The sequence below is a fragment of the Halocynthiibacter namhaensis genome (assembly GCF_000812685.1).
Lineage (GTDB): Bacteria > Pseudomonadota > Alphaproteobacteria > Rhodobacterales > Rhodobacteraceae > Halocynthiibacter > Halocynthiibacter namhaensis.
This window is the reverse complement of sequence record NZ_JWIF01000066.1, coordinates 1-16058: the sequence shown is the minus strand read 5'-3', so window position 1 is coordinate 16058 and position 16058 is coordinate 1. Positions and strand designations below refer to the sequence as shown.

General features: G+C 51.9%; 19 protein-coding genes, 7 pseudogenes and 1 other annotated feature. Of the genes and pseudogenes, 13 read left to right on the top strand and 13 right to left on the bottom strand.

Translation table 11 applies throughout. From position 1 onward, the window contains the following. On the bottom strand, nucleotides 1-457 hold a 457-nt coding region (locus tag RJ38_RS14705), incomplete at its 3' end, for a helix-turn-helix domain-containing protein (protein ID WP_039019642.1). A gap of 151 nt (nucleotides 458-608) precedes the next feature. On the opposite strand from RJ38_RS14705, the gene RJ38_RS14700 reads away from it, so the two are divergent. Both RJ38_RS14700 and RJ38_RS14695 read left to right on the top strand, forming a co-directional pair. Then, nucleotides 609-890, top strand: a complete 282-nt coding sequence (locus tag RJ38_RS14700; protein WP_039019641.1) for a hypothetical protein — start codon at nucleotides 609-611, stop codon at nucleotides 888-890. Between the two features lie 166 nt (nucleotides 891-1056). Beyond that, nucleotides 1057-1353 (top strand): hypothetical protein, encoded by a 297-nt coding sequence (locus RJ38_RS14695; protein ID WP_039019640.1) that lies wholly within the window; start codon nucleotides 1057-1059, stop codon nucleotides 1351-1353. A gap of 158 nt (nucleotides 1354-1511) precedes the next feature. Here RJ38_RS14695 and RJ38_RS14690 read toward each other — a convergent pair whose 3' ends face one another. The 4 genes from RJ38_RS14690 to RJ38_RS14685 all read right to left on the bottom strand — a co-directional run bounded on the left by RJ38_RS14690 (nucleotide 1512) and on the right by RJ38_RS14685 (nucleotide 3014). Further along, nucleotides 1512-1991: a hypothetical protein gene (locus RJ38_RS14690; protein ID WP_039019639.1), complete on the bottom strand. Its 480-nt coding sequence runs from the start codon at nucleotides 1989-1991 to the stop codon at nucleotides 1512-1514. Continuing rightward, nucleotides 1988-2164: a hemin uptake protein HemP gene (gene hemP / locus RJ38_RS18610; RefSeq protein WP_082005773.1), complete on the bottom strand. Its 177-nt coding sequence runs from the start codon at nucleotides 2162-2164 to the stop codon at nucleotides 1988-1990. The genes RJ38_RS14690 and hemP overlap by 4 nt, the downstream gene beginning before the upstream one ends. Nucleotides 2165-2168: 4 nt before the next feature. Further along, complete coding sequence (locus RJ38_RS18945) at nucleotides 2169-2324, bottom strand: hypothetical protein (RefSeq protein WP_156121883.1); 156 nt, start codon at nucleotides 2322-2324, stop codon at nucleotides 2169-2171. A gap of 114 nt (nucleotides 2325-2438) precedes the next feature. Further along, a complete protein-coding gene (locus RJ38_RS14685; protein ID WP_039019638.1) occupies nucleotides 2439-3014 on the bottom strand; it encodes a DNA-3-methyladenine glycosylase I in 576 nt (191 codons plus the stop codon). A 141-nt stretch (nucleotides 3015-3155) separates the two neighbouring features. Here RJ38_RS14685 and RJ38_RS14680 point away from each other — a divergent pair, with 141 nt between their 5' ends. The 3 genes and pseudogenes from RJ38_RS14680 to RJ38_RS18605 all read left to right on the top strand — a co-directional run. Next, the gene (locus RJ38_RS14680) at nucleotides 3156-3995 is read left to right on the top strand and encodes an EAL domain-containing protein (RefSeq protein ID WP_039019649.1); all 840 of its coding nucleotides are present in this window, start codon (nucleotides 3156-3158) and stop codon (nucleotides 3993-3995) included. A gap of 61 nt (nucleotides 3996-4056) precedes the next feature. Then, a complete protein-coding gene (locus tag RJ38_RS14675; RefSeq protein WP_039019637.1) occupies nucleotides 4057-5070 on the top strand; it encodes an IS5 family transposase in 1014 nt (337 codons plus the stop codon). A gap of 516 nt (nucleotides 5071-5586) precedes the next feature. After that, nucleotides 5587-5850, top strand: a pseudogene (locus tag RJ38_RS18605) (transposase); the annotation flags it as partial. Here RJ38_RS18605 and RJ38_RS19295 read toward each other — a convergent pair. Further along, nucleotides 5814-6023, bottom strand: a pseudogene (locus tag RJ38_RS19295) (transposase domain-containing protein); the annotation flags it as partial. The pseudogenes RJ38_RS18605 and RJ38_RS19295 overlap by 37 nt on opposite strands. Nucleotides 6024-6137: 114 nt before the next feature. On the opposite strand from RJ38_RS19295, the pseudogene RJ38_RS18250 reads away from it, so the two are divergent. Next, a pseudogene (locus tag RJ38_RS18250) lies at nucleotides 6138-6553 on the top strand (helix-turn-helix domain-containing protein); the annotation flags it as partial. Nucleotides 6554-6637: 84 nt separating this feature from the next. Then, a complete protein-coding gene (locus RJ38_RS14660; RefSeq protein ID WP_039019635.1) occupies nucleotides 6638-7531 on the top strand; it encodes a hypothetical protein in 894 nt (297 codons plus the stop codon). A 410-nt stretch (nucleotides 7532-7941) separates the two neighbouring features. On the opposite strand, the pseudogene RJ38_RS18600 reads toward RJ38_RS14660, so the two are convergent. The 4 genes and pseudogenes from RJ38_RS18600 to RJ38_RS14640 form a co-directional block, all read right to left on the bottom strand. Next, nucleotides 7942-8424, bottom strand: a pseudogene (locus tag RJ38_RS18600) (IS256 family transposase); the annotation flags it as partial. 12 nt (nucleotides 8425-8436) lie between these two features. Continuing rightward, nucleotides 8437-9051: pseudogene (locus RJ38_RS14650) on the bottom strand (IS630 family transposase); the annotation flags it as partial. A 116-nt stretch (nucleotides 9052-9167) separates the two neighbouring features. After that, nucleotides 9168-10382, bottom strand: a complete 1215-nt coding sequence (locus RJ38_RS14645) for an IS256 family transposase (RefSeq protein WP_039019634.1) — start codon at nucleotides 10380-10382, stop codon at nucleotides 9168-9170. After that, a complete protein-coding gene (locus RJ38_RS14640) occupies nucleotides 10345-10740 on the bottom strand; it encodes an IS630 transposase-related protein (protein ID WP_052245433.1) in 396 nt (131 codons plus the stop codon). Before RJ38_RS14640 ends, RJ38_RS14645 begins: the two co-directional genes overlap by 38 nt. Nucleotides 10741-10874: 134 nt before the next feature. Between RJ38_RS14640 and RJ38_RS14635 the strand changes: the two genes are divergently transcribed. Continuing rightward, a complete protein-coding gene (locus tag RJ38_RS14635) occupies nucleotides 10875-11732 on the top strand; it encodes a DUF2493 domain-containing protein (RefSeq protein WP_082005771.1) in 858 nt (285 codons plus the stop codon). Nucleotides 11733-11819: 87 nt separating this feature from the next. Then, a complete protein-coding gene (locus RJ38_RS14630) occupies nucleotides 11820-12002 on the top strand; it encodes a hypothetical protein (RefSeq protein WP_039019632.1) in 183 nt (60 codons plus the stop codon). A 413-nt stretch (nucleotides 12003-12415) separates the two neighbouring features. Here RJ38_RS14630 and RJ38_RS14625 read toward each other — a convergent pair whose 3' ends face one another. After that, nucleotides 12416-12622: a cold-shock protein gene (locus RJ38_RS14625; RefSeq protein ID WP_039019631.1), complete on the bottom strand. Its 207-nt coding sequence runs from the start codon at nucleotides 12620-12622 to the stop codon at nucleotides 12416-12418. A 206-nt stretch (nucleotides 12623-12828) separates the two neighbouring features. Beyond that, nucleotides 12829-13071, bottom strand: a pseudogene (locus RJ38_RS14620) (transposase); the annotation flags it as partial. Here RJ38_RS14620 and RJ38_RS14615 point away from each other — a divergent pair. Next, a complete protein-coding gene (locus tag RJ38_RS14615; RefSeq protein WP_202903895.1) occupies nucleotides 13055-14095 on the top strand; it encodes a DUF3644 domain-containing protein in 1041 nt (346 codons plus the stop codon). The pseudogene RJ38_RS14620 and the gene RJ38_RS14615 sit on opposite strands and share 17 nt — an antisense overlap. Here the strand turns inward: RJ38_RS14615 and RJ38_RS14610 are convergent. Further along, nucleotides 14085-14672, bottom strand: a complete 588-nt coding sequence (locus RJ38_RS14610) for a recombinase family protein (protein WP_052245431.1) — start codon at nucleotides 14670-14672, stop codon at nucleotides 14085-14087. The genes RJ38_RS14615 and RJ38_RS14610 overlap by 11 nt on opposite strands. A gap of 228 nt (nucleotides 14673-14900) precedes the next feature. On the opposite strand from RJ38_RS14610, the gene RJ38_RS14605 reads away from it, so the two are divergent. From RJ38_RS14605 to RJ38_RS14600, 3 genes and pseudogenes are all read left to right on the top strand, one after another. Beyond that, the gene (locus RJ38_RS14605; protein ID WP_039019629.1) at nucleotides 14901-15347 is read left to right on the top strand and encodes a thermonuclease family protein; all 447 of its coding nucleotides are present in this window, start codon (nucleotides 14901-14903) and stop codon (nucleotides 15345-15347) included. Between the two features lie 137 nt (nucleotides 15348-15484). Further along, the gene (locus tag RJ38_RS18940) at nucleotides 15485-15739 is read left to right on the top strand and encodes a hypothetical protein (protein WP_156121882.1); all 255 of its coding nucleotides are present in this window, start codon (nucleotides 15485-15487) and stop codon (nucleotides 15737-15739) included. Beyond that, a pseudogene (locus tag RJ38_RS14600) lies at nucleotides 15702-16058 on the top strand (transposase); the annotation flags it as partial. The gene RJ38_RS18940 and the pseudogene RJ38_RS14600, both read left to right, overlap by 38 nt. Continuing rightward, nucleotides 15989-16058, top strand: a sequence feature (AL1L pseudoknot). This feature is flagged as partial in the annotation. (Overlaps the previous pseudogene by 70 nt.)

Here is a 16058-nt window from a genome sequence, read left to right as displayed (position 1 = left end):
CAACCTGCAGCTTGACGCGTTCGCCACCGATGGTGGCCCAGTCTTCGCTCCAGTCAAACTGGAATGCTTCGCTTGGTTGAAACACCAAAGGCACGAACGCACCCCGCCCAGTTGTTTGCTCTACGCGATGCCGATCCTCACGCCAAACACGCGCAAAGGCAGCCACACGCGCATAAGATCCATCATAACCAAGCTTCACCAAATCCGCATGCATCTGCTTCATGGTGCGCCGTTCTTTGCGCGACTTACGTGTCTGAGCCAGAAGCCAAGCCGACAAACGATCCGCATACGGGTCTAGTTTGCTTGGCCGCTTGGGGGTCTTGAACTTCGGCTCGACAGCACCTTCTCGCAGGTACTTCTTGATGGTGTTACGAGACAAGCCTGTCCGCCGGGCTATCTCACGAATTGGCATCCCTTCACGCAATGCCCAACGTCGTATTACACTTAAAAATCCCATGTCTATCACTCCATATCTCCCTGACAAAAACCGTCAGGGTAGTGTATTTACATGGGTCAATTCTCAGTGAAAATTTAGGGGGCTACCGGGTCACTTCTCAACGCAAATCAACACCCTGACCACTTATCGTAAGCGTTGGGCCATCGAATGCATGTTCGCTGAAGCAAAAACCAAGGGCTTCAATTTGGAAGATACCCGCCTCTCGATCGCCAAAAAGTTGAGCTTGCTTCTCGGGCTCGTTGCATTGGCCATGGCCTGGGCGGCAAAAACAGCCTCCGCAAAACTCGGCAACCGAAAAAGGCCTCGCAAATCGCATGGGCGATACGCCAAATCCATCTTCCGCATCGGCCTCGACGAAATCAGAAGACTGCTACGAACCGAACCCGAAAACGCATTCAGCCATTGGCCCAAAATCCGGCAGAAAATCGCATGAGTCGTGTACAGGGTATGTGCCGTTAAAAACTGTGGCATTTCTTGGACAGCTGCCGCAATACTCGCTCATAGGTCAGAATTTGGGCGTATTTGCCTAAAAATAGACGAACATTCGCCACATTGTTTCTGAAATAGGGACAAAGTAACAAATTTCTGAGGCATTGTTCATGATTAAGCAACTATTGATTGGCGGCACCCTAGCGGCCGCAGCGGGTTATAACATTCCAGGGGTTCCAGACATGTTGAACCTAAGCAACAGCAGCTCTTTTGCGACCACAGGCGCGAAATGGGAATCTGCGAAGTTTTCGCTCGGCAATATTTCTTTCACCTCATCCCTAACAGGCCCACGCGTAAACCGTAGCGGCAATCGCAGCGGCAATTCGATCACGGCGATTATTGATGCCTCTAACGCCGAACTTGCCCGTAAAAACGGAAACAGTGGCGCGAAGTTTATCAAACACTAGAGCGGTTAGCGATGTTGTTGAATCACATGCGTTTCGCTAACCGCTTGACGGTAATGGGATTTCTTGCGTTTAAATCACCACAAATGTTTCAAGGTAAAAGCGAAACGCTATAAAAACATTTGTCTTGGCAGACACTCCTGCCAAGACCACTCTTTTGCTTAATGAACAGTCGCTCCATGCGGCCTGTGCACCTTCATTGGTGGTTGCGCGTTTCGGTTCAACATAGATAGCGCGAGTCCAAATTGCTCCGCCAAGCCAGCCAATGTTGGCGCAAAATCGGCCCGCACCAATAACATCGAAAACAACATTGCGTCTTCGCGATGCCCTGCTGCGGCCTCTGCAATCAAATTGGCAAAGCACGCTTCATCCGCCCCCAAACATGAACAACCAGAATGGTGGCGCATTACGGGACGGCGCGCAAATTTGTAAAACAAATCGCAAATTTGGCGCAAACTGTCGATGGCTACTGGACCATGTGCAGGCCCAAGCAAATCCGTCAAATCACGAACCGCTTGGCGCTTTGTATCTTCGTTTTCGCACCACAGTCGCAAAAAGCAGACGGCCGCCGCCTCTGCCTCGGGCAGCTCACGCAGAAATCCAACGGGCGCTCCACCCCGTGGTGTATGATCCCGTGTCATTTTGTAAGAATCAGCTTGCCGTTACGCGTGATGCGCAATGTGTAGATTTGCCCATTGTGCGCAATCTGCGCGAGGTTTCCGTCATCTGTCAGCTGTTTCGCAAGGTAAACAGGACCATGCCCATCTACAGAGTGAGAGCCTTCAAACAATTGCTGCGCCGTTTGATACGTCATTGGATCAGTCCTTTCTCCGCTGGTCAAAATAGTCAAAAAGCCACTCAAGGCTAAGGCCTAATGAAACGGGTGAAGCGATCATGTGATCGACCAATTCCAGATATGGAACGGGTGCCGTGGTGTATCGTTTCGGTGTTTCAAAGATTTGCACAGGTTTCATCAGAGACTCCATCATGGATTGACGGCTGCCCTAATGGATTAGAGTGGCTACATTTTTAACCTGACTAATTTACTCAGTTTTGTCAAATGATTTCTAAAGGCAATAATATTTACCTTATCGCGCCAATTTTTTAACCTCCTCATGGCGGTGACACGTAACAAGGTGATCATTGATCAGACCCGTCGCCTCCATCCACGCATATACAATGGTCGGGCCGCAGAATTTAAATCCAGCTTTCTTCAGGTCCTTTGAAATACGCGCTGACAAGTCCGAAGACGGTGGAACATCGGCCTGCGCCTCAAACCGATTAACCAGTGGCGTGCCATCCACATATTTCCACATGAACGTGTCAAACCCCTCACCCTCTTCCATCGCCAACCACGCCTGCGCACCCGTGATGGCCGCTTCGATTTTGCCGCGATGACGGATGATCCCTGCATCCCCCAACAACCGCTGCACGTCTGCCTCGGTAAATGCAGCAACCTTTTCTGGATCGAATCCTTCGAAGGCCGCGCGAAACGCATCTCGTTTCTTCAGAATCGTGAGCCAACTCAACCCGGCTTGAAAGCCATCCAGCACCAATTTTTCCCACAAAGCACGGCTGTCATATTCAGGAACGCCCCACTCTTGATCGTGATAATTTACATAAATTGGTAAAGAGCCACACCAGTCACATCGCGAACTTTCCATATTTTACCATTACTTTCAGTACGTTGCCAATTTTATAAAAGGTTAACACGAATTGGAACAAAATGGGAACCTTAACCTTGCATTAGTGAGTTTGCCCAGATGATGAAGCCAACCAGCACACGATTCGAAAAGGAATTCAATGTGATACATTTGGACGGGCCAGACTTAAACGAACCAACTCCTATTCCATCGCGTACCGACGAAAGCGCGCAACGGCGCAGCATTATCGAAATGGTGTCCTCTGCCATTGATCGAAAGAATATCTTGCTGGCCTATCAACCGATTGTGCACAGCAAAAACCCAACACTCCCCGCCTACTACGAAGGATTGATCCGTGTGATGGATGATCGGCGGCAGGTTATTCCGGCCAAAGATTTTATCGAAACTGTTGAAACAATGGAACTGGGCCGTGTGTTGGATTGTCTGGCCTTGGAATTGGGGCTCGTCGCCCTTGCCGAAGAACCAAGCTTGCGCTTGGCGATCAATATGTCCGCGCGCTCTATTGGCTATCCGCGTTGGATGGACACACTGAACCACGGTCTGGCTTTTGATCCCACTATTGCCGAACGCCTCATCCTCGAAATCACCGAAAGCTCGGCCATGTTGATGCCCGACATCGTAAACGTCTTTATGGCCGATCTGCACCGGCGTGGCATTTCGTTTGCCTTGGATGATTTCGGCGCGGGTTACACCGCCTTTCGGTTTTTCCGCGATTTCCAATTCGACATCGTAAAGATTGATGGTCAATTTATTCGCAACATCGACAAAGACCCAGACAATCAGGTTTTGGCAACCGCGCTCATTTCCATCGCGCAACAGTTTGACATGTTCACTGTGGCGGAATGCGTGGAAAAGAAAGAAGAGCTCGCCTTCTTGCAAGAAGCAGGAATCGACTGTTTGCAGGGCTATCTTTTTGGCCGACCAGAGACGGTTCCAGTTTGGAAAGAAGAAGAAACCTCATTGGAAAAGACCCCTGCATAATTCAGGATTCCATTAATCTTCAAAATTTGAAATAATTCTGGAGTGGAAACTGGGGTGATTTATGGATATTTTTAGTTACGAGAGTGCGCGTCGAATTGGCGAGCAGAACGTCTTACGCAAGGTTGACGCGTTGATGGATTGGGCGGCCATTTCAGCGCTGCTCAAGAACGGTTTGAAGCGTTCTGGTCTCGGCCCACAGGGTTACAATGAGATTACGATGTTCAAGTGCCTTCTGATTGGACAGTGGCATAATCTGTCGGATCCCAAATTGGAGGAAAGCCTGCGAGTACGCTTTGATTTCATGTTGTTCGCGGGGCTTGAATTACATGGGACAGTTCCCGATGAGACAACCCACTGCCGTTTTCGCAATGCGCTTGTTAGAGCCGGTATTTTCGATGCGTTGCTTGCGGAAGTCTGCCGCCAGATAGAAGATCATGGGCTGAAGGTGAAGGAAGCTGATGCTGCGATTATTGGCGCGACCTTGATTGAAAGCGCCGCTCATCCACGTACTCATGTAGATGCCCCGGCGGAAGACCGGGCTGAAGATGAGAACCCCGATGACCCTGCCACTGTTGTCTTTAGTGCCGATCACGACGCCCGGTGGATCAAGAAGGGCCGTAAAAGTATGTTGGGCTACAAGGGTTTTGCTCGATGTGATGAAGAGGGATTTGTCGACAAAATTCACACCACACCTGCTAATGTCGGTGAAAGTCCACAGTTTGGTACCATGATTGATGGTGCAAAAGCACAGCGCGTTCTGGCGGACAAGGCCTACGCGAGCAAAGCCAACAGGGCCGCTCTAAAAGGCAAGCATCGTGATGGCATATTGCACAAGGCTGTGCGGGGTCGCCCCCTGCGTCAATCTGAAAAACGCTTCAACAAGATGATCTCCAAGCATCGCTTCCGTATCGAACAATGCTTTGGGACGATGAAACGCCTCTTTGGCCTACACCGCGCCCGTTACTTCGGGGTCGCAAAAACACATGCCCAGACCGTCATGGCCGCCATCTCGCAGAACCTACTCAAGGCCGCAAACAAGATCACACTCAATCTGCAAACCTCAGCACTCGCATAGACAAAACAACCAGGAACGACTCTGCCCGCTAAAAAGACAGCGGGGCAGTAAGAAGGAGACCACGCCAAGTATCACGCTAAATGGCTCTTTATGCAGATGTCTTTTCCAGTTCGTCCGATCCAGGCAAAGGTTCCAGTTCCCGGAGAGCCCAAGCATCCGGATTACGAGGCGCGCAGACCAATCCTCCCCGAGAACCACGTACTGGAAGAAGCGCTGCAAGCGACGGTAGGTGCTTTCGACCTTTGCCTGCGTCGGCATCTCGCCACTGATGTGGCTCAAATTCACCGTCCGTACGCTGGCAATGCCAACCACCAGAAGGCAGAATGTTTCAAGGCGACTATTGCTCAGAGACAAGCCGTCAGATAGCTTCGCTGAGAGGGTGTCCATCGCTTTTCGGATCATGGGATGCTCCATCGTAAACTGAAGAATCCCAACCAAAATCACAGATCAGTGCCCTCAACCACCCCTACTGTCGTGTACAGGGGTCTTCTGGTCACTTCTCAACGCAAATCAACAGTTTGCCCAATCCCTGCATCTAGCGGTAAAACACACCGCTTTCGATTGAACCGAGGCGGCAATCGACAAGCTAACGCTGCCCTGTATCGCGTGGCCATCGTCAGAATGCGAAGCCACGCGCCGACACTTGCCTATGTCAAAAAACGGACGAAAGACGGGAAGAGCAAAAGTGAGATCATCCGATGCCTGAAACGCAAATCAACCGTAAACATCAACGCGGCCCTTGATCAAGCGGCGTTTTGCGCCTCGGCCTGGACATCCTGAGCATTGATCATGTCCTGATACGCCCATGGCAACAGATCGTGCATCTGGTTGGCGGGATGATCCTGGATACGTTCGAGCCCCCAAGCGAGCTATGCTTCGGGATTGACGTTGTTCATCTTGGCGGTTTCGATCAGAGTATAGGCGATTGCTGCGGATTTGCCGCCCGCCTCTGACTGTTGATTTGCGTTGAGAAGTGACCCGGTAGGCCCCTAAATTTTCACTGAGAATTGACCCATGTAAATGCACTACCCTGACGGTTTTTGTCAGGGAGATATGGAGTGATAGACATGGGATTTTTAAGTGTAATACGACGTTGGGCATTGCGTGAAGGGATGCCAATTCGTGAGATAGCCCGGCGGACAGGCTTGTCTCGTAACACCATCAAGAAGTACCTGCGAGAAGGTGCTGTCGAACCGAAGTTCAAGACGCCTAACCGCCCAAGCAAGCTAGACCCGTATGCGGATCGTTTGTCTGCTTGGCTTCTGGCTCAGACACGTAAGTCGCGCAAAGAACGGCGCACCATGAAGCAGATGCATGCGGATTTGGTGAAGCTTGGTTATGATGTATCTTATGCGCGTGTGGCCGCCTTTGCGCGTGTATGGCGTGAGGAACGGCATAGCGTAGAGCGAAGACTGGGCGGGGCACGTTTGTGCCTTTGGTGTTCCAACCAAGCGAAGCATTCCAGTTTGACTGGAGCGAAGAAAAGTGCAAAAGCTGTCTGGAGCTTTTGGGGAAGATGAGTTACAACGAGTTGGTCGCGGCAAGAATTTGAGATTAAGGACAGATCATGAAAGACAACAACCACCCTAAATTTAAAGAGGCTTTAGCGGTTTTCGCGTTTGCGGCCATGGCCGCAAACAGTGCGGCGGCGCAAAATGAATACGGCGGGTATGACATCGTAGATACGCCCGGTGCCGTTGAACAGGATTATGCCAATGTTCGCGGTTGGACAGTGACGGCGAATTATGTCGACGGCAATTTTGCCTTCTGTTCGGCATGGAAAAATGTCGGAAACAGTCCGGTGAGCATTGGGTTTGACAATATGCAGTGGCAGCTGGCCGTGCCGATTGTTTCGCGCGATAAAGAATGGTCGGGGGGGCTCGAGGTGGATGGCGATCAGCGTTATGCCAGCGGTTCGTCCACGGCGAACAACGCTATTGCTTGGCTGGGGCTGAGTGAGCTTGACCGCTTGAAGCGCGGCAACCAGGCGATCGTGAGTGTGGGAAAATATGATTTTGATTTCAGCCTGGCGGGCGTGACCGCAAGCACCCTGAAAGTGTCCGAATGTGTGCAGAACGCAGGCCAGGTTCCAACCCGCACCTCTGGGAATACCACACAGGCACAAACCGGTAATTTGCACACCGCGCGCGCCAATTGTGAAACGGTTTTTGGTGGGGTTTTCGGCTGTACTTTGACTCAGCACTCGAAAGAAGGATCATATCGTGAGGTGATCACTGTGGACAGTGACACCCCCGATATGGAACGGTATCTGATCAAGCAAATTGACGACACGCAGGGGGAGGTCTGGGTGGAGTTTTCAGACCAGCCACAGGTGTGGAATTACAAGGGGTACTGGGAGCCGGCATCCCATGACGTGAATTGCATTGAACCTGCCGCCAATCAGGGGCTGGCAGTGCAGGAAGCTCTTGGACATGACGCTTGGATGCTTTGCATTCGCTAAGGAAACCTTCAACAATAACTGAATCGCTTTGCGAGGTGCCTGCGTCTGTATGACTCGGTCTGCGGGGTTCTTAGGGCGTGCTTGTTATGGTAATCTTTATTTATGGTATCACGGGAAGCGATCAGGCAACGATGGGAAGTTTTCGGTTCGAAGCTGGAAGAACGTGGCAAGCGTTTGTTTGCTGCAGCGGAAGCCCGTACAGCGGGGCACGGCGGGGTTGCTGCAGTTGCGCAGATCACTGGTCTTGCGCGTTCGACCATCGGGCGCGGGCTCAACGATCTTGATACGTCAGGGCCAGGCCATGGTCGAGTGCGCCGCAAGGGCGGAGGGCGGCGCGAGGTTGCTGATCTTGATGCGACGCTTGTGTCCGACCTACAGCGCCTCGCCGAACCAGCGACGATGGGTGACCCGCGTGACAGGCAGCCCTTTGAGCGCTTGGTGCAATGTCTGATCGTGGCGAAGGCGGATTCAATCGGATTGCTGGTGCGGATGCTTTGCCAATGCTGGGCCGGGAAATCGAAGAATGCCATGAGCTCCTCGCGGTCTTTTTGAAGGCACAGCGTAGCCTTGGGGTATTTGGCCTCGTAGGTTTTGATGAACAGATCAAAGGCCTTGATCGCATCGTCCTTGGTTTCTGCTTGCCAGATATCATGGATAGCGGCTTTGGCCTTTGGCTGAGACAGCTTGGGAAAGCAATTTAACACGTTCATGGTTTTGTGCTGCCAGCACCGCTGCTGACGGGTCGTCGGATAGATCTCTTCCAGCGCGGCCCAGAACCCCATGGCACCATCACCGATGGCCAACTTCGGCGCATTCATTCCCCGATCTTTGAGACTGAGAAGAACTTCGCGCCAACTCTGCGTCGACTCTCGCACCCCATCCTCAATGGCTAAAGCATTTTGCGTTTAATGAGAGGCATAACCAGCGGCTTTAAAGAAGTTCCAGCATTCGTTTGGATCATAGAGATCGCAGATGTCTCCGATAGCATCTGTGAGCTGATCAAATGTCCGCGCTCCAATTCGACGTAGGTGTGCTTTCAGCTTTGAGAACGCGAGTTCTATCGGGTTGAGGTCGGGGCTGTAGGGCGGCAAAAACAAGAACCAACACCCATGCGCGCGCAAGATGTCTGCAGCATGCGGGCTTTTATGAGTGGCTAGATTGTCGAGAATAACAACCGTACCTGGCTCCAACTCTGGCGCTAACTGAGTTTCGACATAAACATCGAAGGCGGCGCGATCCATTGCACCTGAAATGACCCATGGTGCAATCATGCCTTCCGTTGTTAGCCCTGCAATGAAGGTTTGTGTACCCCATCTGCCAAACGGAGCAGATCCGTACAAGCGTTCACCCTTTTGGCTTCGCCCTCGCAACCGTGTCATGTTGGTTTTCGTGGCGGTTTCATCAATGAACACCAGTCTATGTGGTTCCTGGCGCATCCGAGGTTGACGACGAACAATCCATTCATGCCGCGCGTCGCGAACTCGTTTGCGGCGGCGTTCCTCGGCGATAAGCCCTTTTTTTATATGAGAAGCCGGATCGCACCAAAACGCGATGGATGGAAGAAAGATGAACGCTGACACCATAGGGAGTATCCTGAACTCTGTGTATGAGGGTCAGCCCATGCGAGTGTGACGGTTCATTTGTTGAACCGCTCTGGATATAGAATAGCGAATTGGTTTCTTGCGGCAACCCATTCTCTGACAGCCCTGCCTGATTTCTCGAAGCCGCGGATGGCCAGATAAATGAGTTTCATTGCGGCATCATCGGTTGGAAAGCTGCCGCGCGTTTTGGTGGTTTTGCGGATCACGCGATTGAGACTTTCGATCGCATTTGTCGTATAGATGATTTTGCGTACAGCTGGTGGGAAGGCGAAGAATGGTATGACCTCCTGCCAGGCACGCCGCCAACTTGGGGCAATTGAGGGGTATTTCTGGCCCCATTCGGCTTCAAAATCTGCGAGCGCTTTCTCGGCCTCTTTATCGTCCGTGGCCTGATAGACCCGCTTTAGATCCTTGGCGACGGCCTTGCGATCTTTCCAGCCGCAGAAGTTCAGAGAATGGCGTACCAGATGCACGATGCAGGTTTGCACCTGTGTATCGGGGAACGCGGCGTTGATGGCATCAGGGAAGCCTTTGAGGCCATCCACAACGGCAATCAGGATATCTTCGACCCCACGATTGCGCAGGTTGTTCATCACGGAAAGCCAGAACTTGGCCCCTTCGTTGGCCGCGATCCACAGCCCCAAAACCTCGCGTTCGCCTTCAGGGGTGACACCTAAGGCTACGTAAACGGCTTTGTTTTTGACTTGCCGGCTTTCCGCATCGCGGATTTTGACCCGAAGCGCGTCAAGGAAAACGATGGGATACATGGGTTCTAGGGCGCGGTTTTGCCAATCTGAAACCTCCTCAAGAACGGTGTCCGTGACACGACTGATCAAATCAGCGGAAACCTTCAGGCCATAGACCTCTTCAAGATGAGCGCGAATATCGCGCGTCGACAAACCAGCGGCATAAAGCCCGATGATTTTGTCGTCCATACCATCAATCCGGGTCTGGCCCTTCTTGATCAGTTCTGGCTCGAAACTGCCATCGCGGTCGCGAGGGACATCAATTGGAACAGTTCCGTCGTTGCCCCTCAACGTCTTGCGTGATGTGCCGTTACGCCGATTGCCTTGTTCATGCGCAGGCTGAGCGTCTGGCTCGTAGCCCAGATGCTCGGTCAGCTCAGCGCCGAGCATCCTCTCCATCAGGCGAACCTTCAGCTCCTTCATCAGCCCCTGATCACCCAGCAAATCGTTTGCGTTCTCAACGCCGCTAAGCAGCTCGTCTAAAACTTCCTTGGATATTGTCATTGTTGTCATGCTCCTTCGTTAATGAAGCATGGACCAAATTACTCATACATAGAAGATCGGACACTCTCACACCATAGGTGTTTTCCAGCGCATTCGCCAATTCTTGAAGCGTAATATCGGGTTCAGCCTCCACCAGATCCGTTAGAAAATCGACGTGTGCACTCAATTTGCCGAATTGCCCGGCAGGCCTGCCTTGAGGCTTGGCAATCACCTCACCATGCTCGCGATGTTCTGCACCATAACGCACAGCTGTTGCGGCACTCACACCAAAAACGCGGCCTGCTGCTCGGCAAGAGTTTCCGGCTGATATATAGGCACAAATCCGGTGCCTGAGATCCAAAGATAAGGGTTTGCCCATGATCCACCTCCTAATCAGAGTGAATCAGATACGCCCGCGTCTGGGAATCCCCTTTCGACTCGCATCAAACGCAAACCGCTTTAGACAATTATGACACGATTGAGCTTTTTGGCTTGAGAGAAGCCAATGCGGAAATGCCGATCCCAAATGACGACGTTTTGCGCGATCAGATTGTTCGTGAGACATTCGAGGCATTATTGGGAGGATTGCGCTCTACTGGGTTACACCGCGAGATTGAACCATTGGCCCATGGGCTTGCGACGCTCTTGCACCGCCGCAGAAATGCCGTTGATACAGAGTTGACCAGACACACGGACGCTTTGCAGGGGCTTATTCGGGCGCAAGACGGCAGCGAAGTCATCACAACGCAAATAGAGGATACCCAAAACACAGCGGAAACCTTGCGCGAGTTGCGTGATGCGCTGGACCTCATGGCAGAAACCGCCGCCCAATGTTACGAGATGGAAACCGCAAACGCCTATATCGCGCCAAGTGGTGGGCGCTCAAAACGCACTGCCCATCTAACGGGTGCGATGTTTGAGGCCAAGGCATGGCTTGAAGCACACGAACGCCAGAAGGCGGAGCAGTTCAAAATTGAAGGTACACCCCTTGCAATCGCAGGGGATCGAGATTGGGCGGACATTGATGCCATATGGCAGCGGCTTGATAAAATCCGCGAGCGGTTCCGCGAAAGCTACGACAGCGAATTGATCCTATACCATAAGGCAGACAAAAAGGGCGTTGATGCAATCGCGGCGGCATGGGCGCGGAATCGCAAAGTGGCGCAGGTGACGTTTCAACCGAATTGGCGGGCTTTTGGTAAATCAGCGGGGTTCAAAGCCATTGACCAGATGCTTGACACGCCTAAGCCATTAGGCGGCGTTGTGATCTTTGGAAGTACAGGCATTGCGCTTAATCTTGCAAGCAAGGCAGAAGCCAAGGGCATTAAAGCCATGCGAGTTGCAAAGCCTGATACGGCAAAATCAACCTAACCAGCAAAACGCCAGCGCGGCAGGGCCGCGCTGGAAAGCCGCGCCACAAGGTGCTATATACAAACCAACACCGAAAGGATCACGAAAATGACCAAAGCAGAACAATCGATAGCTGACGACAAAATGCGCGCCGAAATCGCAAAGTTAATGGCGGAAACAAGTCACATTCAGGTTGAAACGAATTACTATGTGTTGTTTCGCGGAATAGCGCTTGGCGCGGGGTTGCTTGGAGCAGGTGCCGCAGCAACTAAATTGCTTTTCGGGCTGTAATCAGTCTTTTTAGCCAATCGGTAACGGCGCGGTTTGGGTGGTTCCTGCCGCGCCGTTGTTCGTTTTGGTGCAGGGTATGTGTGGTGAGATTGTCTTGGAGTCTCTTGGTCCGTGCATTGCCCGAAACACATTGATGTTGCACGGGTCGGAAGTGAGATGGATGCCAAATACGCCGCGCAAGCAATGCACAGACCAACAGACATGCGCTTGCCGCGCGGGCAGCCGCCCAAAAGGGGCGGCGCGGCGCGAGTTAACCACACCACTCCTCGGCTCAATACTTGGGGTTTCGCTCGTCGGGCGCAAGGTCTTCGCAGAATCTCCCAAGGTCGATTCCGCAAAGACTGGATAACTCGCGCCGCAGATGGGCGCGAATATGGATTCTAATTGAAGCAGTCCGAATAGATGTTGATCAGTTAAACCATTGCCAAATCGGTAGCGCTCATTTTGCCGTTGCGGCCTTCCTCAAGCTCATACGACACCTGTTGGCCGTCTGGGAGCGCGTTCAACCCAGACTTCTGGACAGCGCTTATATGCACAAATACATCCGTACCGCCATCGTCCGGGGCAATAAAACCATACCCTTTGTCCTCGTTAAACCATTTCACTGTACCAGTCGCCATTCTCGCGCTCCTTCTTATTTACGCTAACGTTTTATCTGGACCGAGCAAAAAGAAAAGAGGGGAACGGCAAGCCGTTCATTTCTATTATAGCGTTTCGCTTTTACCTTGAAACATTTGTGGTGATTTAAACGCAAGAAATCCCATTACCGTCAAGCGGTTAGCGAAACGCATGTGATTCAACAACATCGCTAACAGAAGATTGCCGCCTTTTTTAACACTTCCCTCTCCTCGCGCAGCAGACGGACTTCCTTGCGAAGCCGCGTGTTCTCCTTCTCAACGTCTTCATGCGGCCCTGACATCAGGTCATCGTGTTGATGCTGTTGAACCCATTTGTTCAGCGTCGAAAGCCCAACCCCTAAATCTGATGAAAGTTGAGGCCGCGTTAAGCCACTCGTCGTCGCCATGCGCACCGCATCACGCCGAAACTCGTCTGTGTATCTCTTTGCCATTCTCTATCTCCTTCATAGCAAACATTGCTCGAAAGAGACCGGAACTAAACCGCGACAAGACCAGACAGGCTTAAATTTATATGATGACGAACGGCTCATTAGAGCCCGTGAAGCGATGCTACTGGCTGTGCAGGTGTTCAATAGCCCTACGCTGAAATTCAAGGCCGAAGTCTTTGCCGTTCACGCAAACATCGCGTGGACGTATCTGCTACACGAGCACTATGAGCGCCAAGGCATCGCCATCTTACAGGAAGATGGACGGTCAATGTTGTTAAGTCAGATGGTCGCACGTGACGACTGCCCGGTATCACAAGGGATGCAGGACAATCTGTCCAGCCTCAAGAAAATTCGTGATGCTGTTGAACACACATTATTTAGAAGGGCTGACACGCGGTTCCTTTCCATTTTTCAAGCATGCTGTTTGAATTTCGACAAGGCGATCTGCGAACTATTTGGCCCTGACATGGCCCTAAGCAACGAGCTTTCGTTTTCTTTGCAGTTCGCCAAGATGGACCTTGAACAGCTTGCGCAGGTTCATGCTTATGAAGTGCCAGAACACATCAGAACGTTGGAGCAGGACATTGATGGCGACTTGGATGATGCGCGGTCCGCAGACATCGAATACCGTTTCAGGGTCGTGTATACCTTCGAGAACTCGACTAAGTCTAAGTCACACATCAAGTTTGTACACCCGACCGACGATGAGGCTGAAGAGGTCAGAAACGTTCTGATCCGTAAGGAAATTTCAGACAAGCTCTATCCACACAAGGCTGGTGTCGTGGCCGACATGGTGCGGGAAAAATCAGGCCGGGCCTTCACTACTCACAACCACACTCAGGCATGGAGAAAATTCGATGTGCGCCCCAGAACAGGGGTGGCGCAGCCGGAGAACACGAACAAAGACTATTGCATCTACCATCAGGCACACGGCGATTACACGTACTCTGCCAAATGGGTCGATTTCATCGTTAGCTTTATTGCACCTGACAGCAACTACGACGAACTACGGCGATTCAGCTTGTGATGTTCATTTCATCTGACGTGGTATCGTTCATTGTCTTCAGGTGCCTATAGACCGACGCTCTACCTATCTGCATCTTTTTGGCGATGGCTGCCGCCCCGAGCCCCTCTGCCCTCAAGGTATTGATCCGGTCTTTATCGATGCTGACTGGGCGGCCTTGATACTTCTCTGGATGCGTTGCCTTGGCGCGTGCAATCCCTTCGGCCTGTCTCGCTTTGGCGATGTTTCTTTCCCACTGGGCAAATGCTGCAAGCATATGGAGTTGCAGTCGTGCCAACGGATCGTCATCGTCTTTGGAGAACTTCAGCCTCTCCGAGACGAACTCTACAGCGACACCTTTGGCATTCAATTCTTCGACGATGTTGAGAAGATCACGGATGTCGCGCCCCAGCCTATCCAACGAATGGACAACTATTGTGTCATTCTCTCGACAGAAAGCCATCATGTCCTTGAGGCCCGGACGGTCTCGAGATGCACCGGTAATCTTGTCTTCGAAGATTTTGTCGATGTCCGGCTGGTCAACAAGCTGACGATCTAGGTTTTGGTCGGTGGTACTGACTCGACGATAAGCTACGCGCATCCATTCTCCAGTGTCTCATATGGCCCTAGACCAGTACATGGATTCGCCTTATAAATCAAGATGCACCCATATGAGACGAAAATCAGCCACCGCTGATGTCTCATCAATATGTACCGGTTTGGCTTACCTAAATGAGACGATACAGCCGGGACGAAATGAAACTGTGGTTGCGGCAATGCAGTGTTCACTCTAGCAGCACGACGGTGCCCATTCTGAACAAGGCAAGATATGAGATCGCGCAGTACATTCAGACCGATCATCCTGACCGGCTTATTGGGATTGGCAATTTACGGTGTCTTGAAACCGGATGCCACCAACAGGGCCAGCGTCTCCGCGACGGACATCTATGTCGTCGATGGCGACACCCTGCGTTTTGATGATGAACCAATCAGGTTGACTGGATTCAACACCCCGGAAACTCGCCGTGCCGAATGTGATAGTGAGCGCGACGCAGGATTTGCGGCAAAAGAGCGGTTGCAAGAGTTACTTTCTAACGCTGTTGAAATATATCTTGAGGTCCGCCTCAATAGTTCTGGTGTGCCAGTGCGCGATAAATACCGCCGCCAGATCGCCCGGTTGATATTGGATGGAACTGATGTTGCAGATATCTTGATACCGGAAGGCCATGCAGAATCCTACGATGGTGGCGCGCGACGCAATTGGTGTGGTTCGTGATTTTGCAAAAGTGTCAAAAAGCCGCCCTTTGACAGCACTTGACCCCTTCACAGCTAAATACAGATGCTCCCCTCTCAATCTGGTGCATTCATCGCACCTTTTGGGAGTTCGGCACTGTCATGTGAAGGAGTAACAAAATGACTGATATAAAGGTAACGATCCGTGGTGTGGATCAAGGCACGTGGGAAGAAATGCGCGCCATTCACCACCATACGGGGGTGCCATATGGGCGATTGGTGACACAGGCTTTGCAGGCATGGATAACACAACTGCCTGAACCAGACCGGGTTTATCGGAGACAGTTTGAACCGCCCCGGTTTTACCGGAGAGTAAAACACTCCAAAGGTGAGCCCTATGACAAAGAAGAAACATACCCCCGCCTATCCGACTGAGCTGCGTGAACGTGGCGTTCGGCTTTTTCGAGAAAACCGTGTCAATTATTCCAGCGATTCAGCCGCACACAAAGCGATCGCGCCCAAGCTTGGCTGTTCCCCTGACAGCCTGCGTATCTGGTGCCAACAAGCGGAACGTGATGAGGGTCAGCGCGCAGGCCTGACAACCGAAGAAAGGGACCGCATCAAAGAATTGGAACGAGAGAACAAGGAACTTCGCCAGGCCAATGAGATCCTGAAGAAGGCGTCGGCATATTTTGCCCAGGCGGAGCTCGACCGCCCGTTCCGCAAATGATTTCCTTCATTGAGGATCATAGAG